General features: G+C 45.5%; 10 protein-coding genes. 4 read left to right on the top strand and 6 right to left on the bottom strand.

From position 1 onward, the window contains the following. Positions 1 to 1,319 precede the first annotated feature (1,319 nt). The 6 genes from KH703_RS07590 to KH703_RS07565 form a co-directional block, all read right to left on the bottom strand. Entirely contained in the window at positions 1,320 to 1,847 is a 528-nt protein-coding gene (locus KH703_RS07590) for an NAD(P)H-dependent oxidoreductase (protein ID WP_298757837.1), read from the bottom strand. Positions 1,848 to 2,130: 283 nt separating this feature from the next. Next, entirely contained in the window at positions 2,131 to 3,474 is a 1,344-nt protein-coding gene (locus tag KH703_RS07585) for an anaerobic C4-dicarboxylate transporter (protein ID WP_304295292.1), read from the bottom strand. Positions 3,475 to 3,766: 292 nt separating this feature from the next. Then, positions 3,767 to 5,173: an aspartate ammonia-lyase gene (locus KH703_RS07580; protein WP_304295291.1), complete on the bottom strand. Its 1,407-nt coding sequence runs from the start codon at positions 5,171 to 5,173 to the stop codon at positions 3,767 to 3,769. Positions 5,174 to 5,488: 315 nt separating this feature from the next. After that, the gene (locus KH703_RS07575) at positions 5,489 to 6,088 is read right to left on the bottom strand and encodes a DedA family protein (RefSeq protein ID WP_304295290.1); all 600 of its coding nucleotides are present in this window, start codon (positions 6,086 to 6,088) and stop codon (positions 5,489 to 5,491) included. Between the two features lie 236 nt (positions 6,089 to 6,324). Continuing rightward, positions 6,325 to 7,149 carry a peptidylprolyl isomerase gene (locus tag KH703_RS07570; RefSeq protein WP_297880512.1) on the bottom strand — a complete coding sequence of 275 codons (825 nt, stop codon included), beginning with the start codon at positions 7,147 to 7,149 and terminating at the stop codon, positions 6,325 to 6,327. 115 nt (positions 7,150 to 7,264) lie between these two features. Next, positions 7,265 to 8,041 (bottom strand): MetQ/NlpA family ABC transporter substrate-binding protein, encoded by a 777-nt coding sequence (locus KH703_RS07565; protein ID WP_005870677.1) that lies wholly within the window; start codon positions 8,039 to 8,041, stop codon positions 7,265 to 7,267. A gap of 233 nt (positions 8,042 to 8,274) precedes the next feature. Between KH703_RS07565 and KH703_RS07560 the strand changes: the two genes are divergently transcribed. The 4 genes from KH703_RS07560 to KH703_RS07545 are packed head-to-tail and all read left to right on the top strand — an operon-like array spanning position 8,275 to position 13,153. Next, positions 8,275 to 10,890 carry a valine--tRNA ligase gene (locus tag KH703_RS07560; RefSeq protein ID WP_304295289.1) on the top strand — a complete coding sequence of 872 codons (2,616 nt, stop codon included), beginning with the start codon at positions 8,275 to 8,277 and terminating at the stop codon, positions 10,888 to 10,890. A gap of 40 nt (positions 10,891 to 10,930) precedes the next feature. Next, positions 10,931 to 11,074 carry a hypothetical protein gene (locus tag KH703_RS07555; RefSeq protein ID WP_304295288.1) on the top strand — a complete coding sequence of 48 codons (144 nt, stop codon included), beginning with the start codon at positions 10,931 to 10,933 and terminating at the stop codon, positions 11,072 to 11,074. Between the two features lie 58 nt (positions 11,075 to 11,132). Then, positions 11,133 to 12,119: a diaminopimelate dehydrogenase gene (locus KH703_RS07550; RefSeq protein ID WP_304295287.1), complete on the top strand. Its 987-nt coding sequence runs from the start codon at positions 11,133 to 11,135 to the stop codon at positions 12,117 to 12,119. 44 nt (positions 12,120 to 12,163) lie between these two features. Then, on the top strand, positions 12,164 to 13,153 hold the full coding sequence (locus tag KH703_RS07545) for a methionine ABC transporter ATP-binding protein (protein ID WP_177389285.1): 990 nt from the start codon (positions 12,164 to 12,166) through the stop codon (positions 13,151 to 13,153). Positions 13,154 to 13,566 lie beyond the last annotated feature (413 nt).

The raw sequence follows: 13,566 nt of genomic DNA, 5'->3' as shown, positions 1-13,566 counted from the left end.
AAGCATTAATCATCTATTACTGCTTTTGCTACTCTTAAAAATTTTAATAAATCTGCCTGATAGAATTTAACTCTTTGCAGTGTGGCGGTAGAATTTTGCTGCTATTTGAAATAAGACGCGATAGAAAAGTTGGCACGTTTTTAAGAATCCAAATAAATTTAGCTAAATTCTGCGCGGATGGGTTATATCAAAGCATGGAAATTCTGTCGGTTTATTAGCAAAGAACTGATTGAGACTAAATTCTAAAGCAAAAAAACAAGGCTAAAAGCTTTTCGGTAGTTTTAGCGATAGGTTGTCTCTAAGTGTCGTATCAGAAAAATTGTGACCGCAGCGACGTAGGCAGCGCGCGCAGAGCAAAAAATGGTGCACATCAGTATCGACGTAGAGCTTTTAGATTTCGTATAAAAGATCACATCCAAACGATCCTATTGTCAAATATCTGCATAAATATTACGACGGATTTTTATCGAGGGCATGGGGGCGAGCTACAAGGTATATCCAGCGAATACGTCTTTGCAACTAGCTGCGCGCAGGCATTTAAAAGACGGAAAGTAAAAGCGAACAAGTTAAAATCTGAAAGCATTAATAGCCGCGCAATAGGCAAATTGCGCTCAGTGGCGAAGTGAGCGCAGCAAACTTTTCTTTGAGCTATTTGCACGCGCGCAGGGTGGTGGCAGGCGCTACTTTACTTTAAATCTCTTTTTGGATCTTGGGTTTGCGCGCGCAGAGCAGCAAGCGCTAAGCAGCTCGGCGCGGAGGTATCGTATTTTGCACCGCTTTCGCAGTAACTCTCCTTGATACCTGCCAGCTGACGCACTTTCTAGCAAGATGAGTGATTGTTGTTTTGACATTGATGAGGATGAGCTTGGCGGGCTCATGACAGCATATACAGCTCAGTAGCGGTAAACGCGTAGTTCGCAGCGTTTTATGAATTTAGCGGAGGGTTTGAGCCGGGTGGGCATGCATAGTTTTTTAGCGCCTTGTGGAAATTTAATACGAGTATTATTGCGAGCGGGTGCAAATTTTTAGGTAAAATTTTATGCTCATTGATTTTTATATGGCTGCACTAAAGCATGCTCTATACGGAAAAATTTCGTATAAATTTTTAACGTAAACTTTGCCCATTTAGGGGGAGAGGAGAAGGGAATAAAATTTTACGATCAAAAGGGTGGGGGATTATTCAGCAAGCTGCGTGTGCAACGCAAAAATAGCGATCCAGGAAGCGTGCCAAGCAGTACGGATGAAACGAGACGATCTTCATCCGCCACTTTTTAAAATAAAATTTCGCGACTAAAAAAGCGATTTTGCCTTTGTAAATTTTAAAATTTTGCTAAAAATTCTTCGTATTTTTCTGCACTTTTTGCGATATATTCGCTATCTGGATGAAATGAAAATCCATAGCCAAAGTGGCACGGCAGCAGCTTGGCGCCTGTAAAATTCATCGCGCATTTAAAAGGCGTGATAACTTCTTCTATGTCAAATCCGATCGTGCCGTCTTTTTTATAGTTGTTTCGCTCGTCGCCGATAGTGATCGCTAGGGCGAATTCTTTACCTTTTAGCTTGTCGCCGGTGCTGCCGTAAGCCCAGCCGTAGGCAAATACATCGTCGAACCATCGCTTTAAAAGCGGCGGATAGCTGTACCAATAAAGTGGAAACTGAATGATAATTTTATCGTGGCTCAAAAGTAACCCCTGCTCGCGCGCTACGTTTATTTTGCCGTTAGGATAAGCGGCGTAAATTTCGTGAATATCAAATTTATCCGCTTGCTTTTTGGCTACCTCGCGCCACGCCTTGTTTGCGTGTGAGCTTGCCATATCGGGATGAGCGATGATGATGAGATTTTTCATATTTTATCCTTGTTTTAAATTTCTTACATTATATGTTTTTTGGCTGAAATTTTGATTTATCATCTAGCATAATATGGGTATGAAATTTCAAATAAAATTTTACTTCCACTCAAATACTACCGGAAGACTTGTAGTTTTTTGCATGCGATTAGAAGTTAAATTTATAAGCAAATATGGCAGACCCCAAAATCGATAGAATTTTATCTATTAGATTGTATTAAAAATTTTAAATGGTATGAAAAATGCGCCGAAAAATTCGGCGCAAATGAAAGGAATACTAATCTTAGATCAGCGCAGGAGCTACGATAAATCCTAGCGCGACTGAGATACCTACCATTAGGGTACCCGGGATAAAAAACGAGTGATTAAATACGAATTTACCGACCCTCGTCGTGCCGGTATCGTCCATCGCGATAGCGCCCAGCGTCGTAGGATATGTAGGTAGCACGAACAAGCCCGAAACGGCTGCGAACGATGCGACCAAGATCCAAATTTGACCGGAATTTTCAGGGCTAGTCATTCCAAGCGCGGCGGCAACGGCAGGCATCATGACCTTTGTAGTCGCAGCCTGCGAGTATAGCAAGCAGCTTAGGAAGTATAGCGCGATAGCTAGCACGAAAGGATACTGCGTGACGACGTTTTTAGCCACATCTTTGATGGCATCGATATGTCCGTTTACGAAAGTCGTACCGAGCCATGCGATACCGATGACGCAGATGCACGCATTCATACCGCTTTGGAAAGTGCTGGTAGAGAGCAGTTTGCCCGTATCGATCTTGCACAAAACAGCGATAAGAAAGCCGATAGTTAGCATAAAGCTGATGATCGCGCTATCTCTTGAAAGGATTGGTTTTTCTACCAAGCCGACGCTCTTTGAGATCGCAAGCGCATAGCAAACGACGATCAAAACACCGACGGCAAATATCGCAACCGATCTTTTCGCGTAAGGTTTCGGCTCTTTATACTCCTCGGCTTTGATCTCGGCTACAAGACCTTTTGAAAGTCTCTCTTTGTAAACAGGGTCTTTTGAAAGATCGAGATCGTAGAATTTATTTACGATGAAAGCCGTGATGATCATAGCTACGAAGGTAGTAGAGATGCAGATAAACAAAAGCTTAGGATAGCTAACGCCTAGCTTCTCGCACAGACCGCTCATAGCGACGAATGCCGCCGAAATAGGGCTCGCAGTGATCGCTACCTGAGACGAGACGACCGAGAGCGCAAGAGGAGCGGAAGGCTTGATATTCTGCGTCTTTGCGACCTCGACGATAACCGGGATCATAGAAAACGCAGTATGCCCTGTGCCCGCAAGTATCGTAAGTAGATAGGTAACGATAGGCGCTAGGAAGTTGATCTGCTTAGGATTTTTCCTTAAAATTTTAGATGCTACCTGAACCAAATAATCAAGTCCGCCTGCGACTTGCAGCGCCGTAATCGCGGAGATTACCGATGCGATAATTAGGATAACGTCAATCGGGATATCCTTCATATCGACCTTCATGCCCAAAATGGCTAGGACGACAACGCCTAAGCCGCCTGCATAACCGACGCCCATGCCGCCTAGCTTAACGCCTAGGTAGATGCCGCCGAGCAACACGATAAATTGCAATATCACCATAAAGTCCATTGCAAAACTCCTTATAAAGTATTTTTTTTAACGGCGCGCAGAATTCTAAAGATCTCAGCAGGTAAAATCCGAATTATCTTTATAATTCAGTGGTCGGAATTCTATGCGGAATTTTATCCTAAAATTTCGCAAGTGGAATTTTACTCCACGGAAGCTAAATCTAACTTGATGAAATTCTGCATCTACGGAATTCTGCACGATCAATCTTATCTATATTAGAATAGAATTCTACTTTGCGGAATTTCGCCTATTAAATTAACCGACGAAATTCCGCGCCGCACCTAGTTTGGAACTATTTTTTGCTCATATGTGGGTTGAGCATAGATTTAGGCTCTAGGATCTTATCGATCTCCTCTTTTTTCAAATATCCGCGCTCTAAGCAGATTTCGCCGACAGATTTTCCGGTCTGAAGTGCCTCTTTGGCGATACTTGCGGATTTTTCGTAACCGATGTAAGGATTAAATGCAGTAACGATACCGACGGAATTTAATACCGATTTTAAGCAAGCTTCAGGATTTGCCTTTAGGTGTTTGATAGCTTTTTCAGCTAGTGTATTCATCGCATTTTCTAAAAGCACGATCGAGTTAAATAACGCATATGCGATGCCGGGCTCGAACGCATTTAGCTCAAATTCTCCGCGTTCGGAGCAAAGCATAATAGTCACGTCGTTGCCGATTACCTCGTAGCAAGCCTCGCCTACGACCTCGGCGATGACCGGATTTACTTTGCCCGGCATGATGGAGCTGCCCGGTTGCATCTTAGGAAGCTCGATTTCGCCTAGACCGCATCTAGGACCGGAGTTCATAAGACGTAGGTCGTTTGCGATTTTACTTAGGCGGACGGCTGCTGTTTTTAACGCGCCGCTAACGTGAACGAAATCGGCAGTGTCTTGCGTAGCGGCGATGAAATCCTCTGCAGCTTTAAATTTAACGCCGGTGATCTCGCCTAGCTTTTTCTCGACTACGTTTTTGTAATCAGGGTGGCAGTTGATACCCGTGCCGATCGCCGTAGCACCCATATTTAGGTAAGTCATAGACTCCCTAGCGGCTTTGATAAGTGCGATATCGGTTTTGATGTAGGTAGCAAAAGCATTGAAGGTGTTTCCAAGAGTAGTAGGAACGGCGTCCTCAAGCTCCGTCCTTCCCATTTTGATGATATCTTTGTATTCTTTGGCTTTAACTTCAAGCTCTTTTTTCAAATTTTCCATAGCTTTTAATAGATCGGTTAGCTTGGCGTAAGCGGCGACTTTGATCGAGCTAGGATAGGTATCGTTGGTACTTTGACCCAAATTTGTGTGGTCGTTTGGATGGAGGTATTGGTATTCGCCCTTTTTATGTCCCATGCTCTCCAAAGCTATATTGGTAATGACCTCGTTGGTATTCATATTCGTCGAAGTTCCGGCGCCGCCTTGGATCATATCGACTACGAATTGATCTCTAAACTCTCCTGCGATGAGCCTGTCGCAAGCTTTTGCAATCGCATCGGCTTTTTGTGCGTCTAGGACTCCGACCTCTTTATTGGCTAGCGCAGCTGCTTTTTTGATTTGTGCAAATGCTTTGATAAAAAATGGATAGTCTTTGAGCGTTCGTCCGCTTAGATGGAAGTTCTCTAGTGCCCTAAATGTTTGCACACCGTAGTAAAAATCGTCGGAAATTTCTAATTCACCGATGAAATCGTGTTCTTTTCTGGTCTTTGCCATAATAAGTCCTTTCGTTGAAATTGTTAATGGAATTTTAAAGCTTTTAGTATTAAAAACAGCTTAAAACGTAACGAAAAATTAAAATTTAGAAATTAGTATGATTGTTTAAGGCTTTAAATAGAATTTTACTTAAAAAATATTTTTGAATTCGCTACTAAGGCATAATTACACTTTAATAGAAATATCGTATTGCACGCAGATTATGAAAGTGAAATTATAAAAATTCTTGTTTAGCTTAAATTATAATTTGAAGAATTTGAACTTAAAGGCGATAAAATGGAATTTTTTATTGTATTTATATTTACTAGCGCGAAGCTATTTTTTGCGTTTTATAAAATAAACATATAGAAGCGAGATTATAATGACGACGGCGAACAGAGCGATCGTAATTAGATGCAGATCTTGCTTGATTAGCTCCTCGTTTTCGCCGATGAAATATCCCAGGCTCATCAGTATTAATGTCCAAATCGCAGCCCCAAGGCCGGTAAATAGCACGAAGCGCGCGATATTCATCTTTGCAAGCCCCGCAGGAAGGCTGATGTATTGACGAATGCCTGGGATTAGGCGGCAGTTAAACGTTGAAATTTCGCCATGGCGGTTAAAAAACGCTTCGAATTTTGCAAATTTCTCCTCGGTGATACCTACATATTTTCCGTATTTAGCGATAATCTTACGTCCAAAAAAATAGCATAGATAGTAATTAAACAGCGCGCCGGTGATGCTGCCGCCAAGCCCACAAACAAATGCTATAACAAAGCTCATCTGCGATTTTGAGGCCAGATAGCCCGCAGGGATCATCACTACTTCACTTGGGAAGGGAAAGAAGCTGCTTTCTAAAAACATCATCACAAAAATGCCAAGGTATCCCCAGCCCGCAACAAATTCTACGATAAAATTTACGATATTAGAAAGCATTTGAATTCCTTGATTTAATGTGTAAAAAACTAGCTACGCTTAAAATTCCGCAAAATTTAACATCAGCAGAGCGAATAAATTTAGAATTTAACAATCCGACGATATAAGAGTGAGCTTAAAATTTCGCAAAATTTAGCGCATATAAAACAAAAGCGCGGGCTAAAATTTATCCTTGCAAGTTACTGCCGCAGCGAACTTACGTATAAATTTAATAGCCTCGCGCCTTAAAATTAAAACTATTTTGCGTATTCGATGTTTAGTTTGCCGAATAGCTCGTTAGCTTTGTCATCGATTTTTTTGTTTACTTTGCTTGGAAGTAGCTGATTTTTGATGAGATCTTTTACTTTTTCAAACGGCATAGTCTCAGCCTTTTTGCTGCTTTCTTTGTAGATTACATGATATCCGAATTGTGTCTTTACCGGCGTTTTGCTCATCTCACCATCTTTTAGCGCAAACGCCGCTTTTTCAAACTCCGGCACCATCATGCCTTTGCCAAAAGAACCCAGATCGCCGCCGTTTTCTTTAGCACTTGGATCGATTGAAATTTCTTTAGCTAGCTTATTAAATTCCTCTTTTAAATTCTCTTTTTTGACTTTTGATAGTTTCGCAATCGCATTTTTAGCAGCCTTTTCGTCTGCTACTAAGATATGACTTGCGGTAACGGAATCTGGTTGCATGAAATTCTGTTTATTTTCATCATAAATTTTTTTAGCTTCCTCGTCGCTGATGCTTACGTCTTTAGCCTGTTCGCGTTGCCATAGATTAAATGCGATGCCATCTTTAGCAAGCTCTAGCTGATGCTTATATTCGTCGCTGTTTTCAATGCCTGATTTTTTTGCCTCTGCGATTAGGAGTTTGTATTTGATTAGATCATCGATTAGTTTTTTCTTCTCATCGGCGGTCGGTTCCTGCCCGCCGTGCTGCATACCTTGAGCTAAAAATGGTGCAACATCCTCATCCGTAATAGTGATATTCGCGTCTTTTGCAGTAGCCAAAACGCCTGCATTAAGCGAAGATATAGCCATAGCGGCAACAAAGCTGAAAGATAAAATTCTTTTCATTATTTTTCCTTTATTCGGTAAATTTCGCGCAATTATAAAAAAAGATAGTAAATAAAATAGCGAATGCCAGCAAATTCGGCGCGAATCGTGCGCCGAATTTTAAAAAGAGGAGAAGTTAAAAAGACGGGATGATTGCGCCTTTATATTGCGTCTCGATAAATTTTTTCACTTTCTCGCTTTGGATCGCTTTATCTAGCGCCTTGATTTTAGGGCTGTTTTCGTTGCCTTCTTTAACACTGATGACATTTGTGTAAGGGTTGCCCTCAGCCTTTTCTAAAAATAGCGAATCCTTGATTGGGTTTAAATTTGCATTAAAGGCAAAATTTGAGTTGATAACTGCAATATCTACATCGCCCAGGGTTCGCGGAAGCGCGGCGCCTTCAAGCTCTAAAATTTCTAAATTTTTAGGGTTTTTCGTGACATCTAACGGCGTGCGAAGCTTGGCGTTTTGATCAACTTCGATGAGCCCCGCGGCTACGAGCAGATCAAGTGCGCGGCTTTCGTTGGTCGGATCGTTTGGCACGGCAACTTTGGCGCCGTTTTTAAGATCTTTTAAATTTTTAATCTTATGGCTGTAGATGCCCATCGGCTCTAAATGCACGCCCACGGTCGCTTTTAATTTTGTGCCTTTATTAGCGTTAAATTCCTCCATATACGGCACGTGCTGAAAAAATCCCGCATCCACGTCGCCGCTATCAGTAGCGAGGTTCGGGGTTACGTAGTCGTTGAAAACCTTGACCTCAAGATCGTAGCCTTGGGCTTTTAGATCGGGTTTGATCTGCTCTAAAATTTCGGCATGCGGTATCGGAGTAGCGGCGACTACGATTTTTTCGGCAAGAGCGAAGCTGACGACGCTGGCGCTAAGAAGCGAAGCGAGAAGAAATTTCTTCATATTTAATCCTTTTGGTTAAAATTTCGCGGTATTATAGCAGGTAGAATTTTTAATGTCAAGTGTTTTTATATGATTTTTCAAAATTTTATCTAAAATATTCTAAAATTCGATATTTTTATATATATTTAAATACTACATTTTATTGTATAATGCAGAATTGGCACGCTTTAATGAGCGCTTTACATAAATTCCGCTAAAATCGCAAAATTTAAAATTTTAAAAAAGGGCTGAAAATGGCAGATTTTTACGACGCGAAAGCCGTAGAGGAGAGCTTTTATAAAATTTGGGAGCAGCGCGGCTACTTCGAGATCGACGGCAATAAAGATATCCAGCAAAAAGGCAAAAACTTTTGCATTATGCTACCGCCGCCGAATGTCACCGGAGTGCTTCATATCGGGCACTCGCTCACTTATACGTTGCAAGACATAATGACGCGATACAAGCGAATGGACGGTTACAAAACGCTGTGGCAGCCGGGGTTAGATCACGCAGGTATCGCGACGCAAAACGTCGTCGAGCGCGAGCTTTTGGCGCAAGGGATCAAAAAAGAAGAGATAGGGCGCGAGGAGTTTTTAAAACATGTTTGGCACTGGAAGGAGCAAAGCGGCGGGCAGATCGTAAAACAGATGAAGCGCCTTGGCGTCACGCCTGCGTGGAGCAGACAGCGCTTTACGATGGATGAGGGGCTTAAAAACGCCGTGCGTAAAGCATTCGTAAATTTATACGACGCGGGGCTCATCGTGCGCGGAAACTATATGGTAAACTGGTGCACGCACGACGGCGCATTAAGCGACGTAGAGGTCGAGCACAAGGAAAACAAAGGAAAACTTTATCATCTGCGTTACTATTTTGCGGACGAGCAAGATAAATTTATCGTAGTGGCTACTACGCGCCCCGAGACCTACTTCGGCGATACCGCCGTAATGGTAAATCCCGCGGACGAACGCTATAAAAATTTGATCGGCAAAAAAGTCGTACTGCCGCTAATCGGCCGCGAGATAGAGATCATCGCCGACGAATACGTCGATATGAGCTTCGGAACGGGTGCCGTGAAGGTCACGCCAGCGCACGACACCAACGACTACGAGGTCGGCAAGCGCCACGAGCTGGAGTTTATCACGGTATTTGACGAAAAAGGAATTTTAAACGAGCAGTGCGGTAAATTTCAAGGCCTAGAGCGACTTGCCGCGCGCGATCAGATCGTAGCGGAGCTTGAGCGACTGGGCTTTATGGAAAAAATCGAGGATTACGAAAATCAAGTCGGCTACTGCTACCGCTGCAAAAACGTCGTCGAGCCGTACATCTCGCAGCAGTGGTTCGTCCGCGCAGATATCGCAAAAAATGCAATTACCAAAGTAAATTCCGGTGAGGCGGAATTTTTCCCAAAGCACTGGATCAATAGCTTCAATGCCTGGATGCGCGAGCTGAAGGACTGGTGCATCAGTCGCCAGCTGTGGTGGGGGCATAGAATTCCCGTGTTTTACTGCGACTGCGGCCATCAGTGGGCGGATGAGCGAGAAAGCCCCGATGCTTGCCCAAAATGCGGCGGCAAAAATTTTACTCAAGATCCCGACGTGCTCGATACGTGGTTTTCAAGCGGTCTTTGGCCGATCAGCACGCTTGGTTGGGGCAACGGCGAGGCGCTGAAAAACGAGAAGTGGTTTGAGGAGGATTTGAGCGAATTTTATCCGAATACTATGTTAATTACGGGCTTTGACATTTTGTTTTTCTGGGTCGCGCGCATGATGTTTCAGTGCCAAAACGCCATGGGCGAGCTGCCGTTTCGCGACATCTACCTACATGCTCTAGTAAAGGACAAAGACGGCAAAAAGATGAGCAAATCGAGCAAAAACGTAGTCGATCCGCTGCTAAAGATAGATGAATTTAGCGCCGATATTTTGCGCTTTACGCTTACGATTTTGTGCGTGCAGGGGCGCGATCTGCGCCTTAGCGACGATAAGCTTTTGATATATCGAAATTTTACGAATAAGCTCTATAATGCGAGCAAATTTTTGCTTTTAAACGCTTCTAAATTTGACGATTTGGACGCGGCGCAGATCAAAACGAGCCTCGGCAAATATATGCTTTCGCGCTTTAACTGCTGCGTGAGCGCGGTGCGGGAAAATTTAGACGAATACCGCTTCAACGACGCTGCGACCGAGCTTTATAAATTTTTCTGGGACGAGTTTTGCGACTGGGGCATCGAGCTTAGCAAGGCGGACAAGGCCGCGATAGGCGAGCTGGGGATGATTTTTAAAGAAGCGATGAAGCTACTAAGCCCGTTTATGCCGTTTCTAAGCGAGTATCTGTATCAGGAGCTAAGCGGCACGAAGCTGCAAGACGCACGCTCCATCATGGTGATGCGATACCCGCAGCCTGGCGAGCGCGACGAGCGGATCGAGGAGCTGTTTTCGCTCGTTATTGAAGCGATCGTTAGCATTCGCCGCGCAAAGGCGACGATCGAGCTCGGCAATGCGCGCGTAGCCAAAGCCTACGTCAAATCCGCAGTCGATCTAAGCGCCGCCGCGGACTATATCAAAACGCTAGCAAAGGTAGATGAAGTGGAATTTACGCAGCAAAATATCGCAAATTCCGCCCGCGACGTAAGCGAGAGGCTAGAAACTTTCGTACCGCTCGAGGGAGTCGATCTTAGCGGCGTGGTTTCGCGCCTTAGCGCGCAAAAAGCGAAGTTGCAAAAAGAGATCGAAAAGCTCTCTGCGATGCTCGGTAATGAAAAATTTATCTCCTCCGCGCCCGCTGACGTCGTCGCCGCAAACCGCGAAGGGTTGCAAAGCGCGCAGGAAAAATTCGCCAAAGTATGCGACGAGTTAAAGGCATTTGGCGAGTAATCCGCTCGTTTGAGCCTAAATTTTAAATCAAGGAGAAAGAATGAAAGGCGGTATCGGTGGATTTACGTTAGGCACGGTCATAGCCGTCGCACTATCGTGGGGAGTCAATAAAAGCATAATGTGGGCGATAATCCACGGATTTTTAAGTTGGTTATATGTGATTTATTATTTCCTACTGAGGTAAAATTTCATCGGCAGCGCGCCGTTTTACGCGCTAAATTTTAAAATTTGAAGGATAAAAAATGAGCGAAAAAATAAAAATAGCGGTTTTAGGATATGGAAATTTAGGTCGCGGCGTGGAGCTTGCCGTGCGAAATAGCAAGGATCTGCAGCTTTCGGCGGTGTTTTCTCGCCGCGAGTCGCACAGCGTGCAAACATGCGGCGCTCCGGTATTTAGCGTGGATGAAATTTTATCGCACAAGGGCGAATTTGACGTTTTGGTGCTTTGCGGCGGTAGCGCGACCGATCTGCCGACGCAGACGCCCGAGTTTGCGCGGAGCTTTAACGTCGTCGATAGCTTCGATACGCACGCGAAAATCCCAGAGCACTTCGCCGCCGTGGATGCCGCAGCCAAAGCGGGCGGAAATGTAGGCATCATCGCCGTGGGCTGGGATCCGGGTCTGTTTTCGTTAAATAGACTATTTGGCGAGAGCGTGCTACAAAACGGCAGCAGCTACACGTTTTGGGGCAAAGGCGTGAGCCAAGGCCACTCCGACGCTATCCGCAGGATCGAGGGCGTCGTGGATGCGCGCCAATACACCGTGCCGATAGAAAGCGCCTTGGGGCGAGTCCGCGCGGGCGAAAATCCAAAACTTAGCACGCGCGAAAAGCACCTACGCGAGTGCTACGTCGTAGCCGAAGAGGGCGCCGAGAAAGCGCGCATAGAAAAAGAGATAAAAACGATGCCGAATTACTTTGCCGACTACGACACGAGCGTACATTTCATAGATCTTGCGACGCTTAAAAAAGAGCACGGCGGCATCCCTCACGGAGGATTCGTCCTGCGAAGCGGAGCGACGGGCGAGCGAGGCGAAAATAAGCACCTGATCGAGTTTTCGCTAAAGCTTGACTCAAATCCAGAATTTACCGCAAGCGTGCTCGTAGCCTACGCCCGAGCGGCGTATCGTTTGGCGCAAAGAGGCGAGCGCGGCGCGTTTAGCGTATTTGACATCGCTCCGGCGCTTCTTTCGCCAAAGAGCGCAGATGAGCTAAGGCGCGAAATTTTATAAATTTCTGGGGGCGTTTCGGCGGAATTATGAACGAGGAAATCTGAGTGATAAAGATAGAAAATTTAAAGAAATTTTACGGCAAAACCTGCGTGATCGACGATGTGAGCTTGGAGGTGAAGCAGGGCGAAATTTTTGCCATCGTCGGTCGCAGCGGTGCGGGCAAAAGTACGCTGCTGCGCTGCATAAACGGCCTTGAGGACTATCAAGAAGGAAGCCTCAAGGTAGAGGGCAGGGAGGTAAGAGAACTAAGCGGCGCTCAGATCCGCGAGCTGCGCAAAAATATCGGTATGATTTTTCAACACTTCGCGCTGATGAGCCGCCGCAGCGTCGCGCAAAACGTCGCCACGCCGCTTGCGTTTTGGGGCCATTCCGAAGACCACACGAAGCGGCGCGTAGCCGAGCTTTTGGAGCTCGTGGGGCTTGCGGATAAAGCAAATGCCTATCCTAGCGAGCTTAGCGGCGGACAGAAGCAGCGCGTGGCGATCGCTCGCGCGCTTGCATTAAGCCCTAAAATTTTGCTTTCTGACGAGGCGACTTCGGCGCTTGATCCTAACACCACCGCTCAAATTTTATCGCTTCTGCGCCGCATCAATCGCGAGCTGGGCATTACGATCGTGCTTGTTACGCACGAGATGGAGGTCGTAAAGGGCATCGCGCAGCGAGCGATTCTGCTTAAGGGCGGACGCGTGAGCAACTCGGGCGATATCGTCTCGCTGTTTTTGCACCCGGATGAGAATATGAAGGAGTTTTTGGGCGAGGAGGAGGTGCTGCCCGCAAGCGGCGTGAATATCAGGCTCTTTTTCCCGCCCGCGGTCGCGTTTGACAGCGTGATCACGCACATGGCGCGCGCTTTGGAGATAAATTTTAACATCGTCTGGGGCAAGCTCGAGCGCCTTGATAAAAACGTCGTCGGAAGCCTCGTGATCAACGTGGAGCCTGCACACGTCGCGCGCGTGGAGGAGTTTATCAAAAACGCGGGCGTAATCTACGAGATCGTATCGCAGGATGAGATCAAAGGCTGCGCCGCGATCTAGGTGCGATTTCGCGCCCTGTGCGCTTGCGCCGCACTAAATTTAAGAGCTTACGCGGCATGGCGAATTTAAAAGCTCGGGCGAGGTCGCGAACTCAAAGGCTGGCTCGGCGTTTTTGATTTGACGTGCGCGTCGTGGCATTATAAATTTTTTAATTAGTTTCACTGGCGGTTTAAATTTTTATCTCGCCGCGGTAAAGTAAGCTCGGCGATGCACTGTTGGCGTGCGCTCTGGCTAGCTTTGATTCGCGTTTAGAATTCGACTAGCCATAGCGAGATGGTCTAAATTTCAGGGATCACTGGCGACCGAGCGCATTTAAGCCGCGCCGCGTTTGAAATTACAGGCGTTTAAATTTAAATTTGAATTTTTTCGGAATTTCACACATACTTCACTTTTACGGAAGTATAATTCCGCTA

Source organism: Campylobacter gracilis, from assembly GCF_018374135.1.
In the GTDB taxonomy this organism is placed as follows: domain Bacteria; phylum Campylobacterota; class Campylobacteria; order Campylobacterales; family Campylobacteraceae; genus Campylobacter_B; species Campylobacter_B gracilis_A.
The sequence above is the reverse complement of the archived record's forward strand: the minus strand, read 5'-3'. Positions and strand labels throughout refer to the sequence as shown.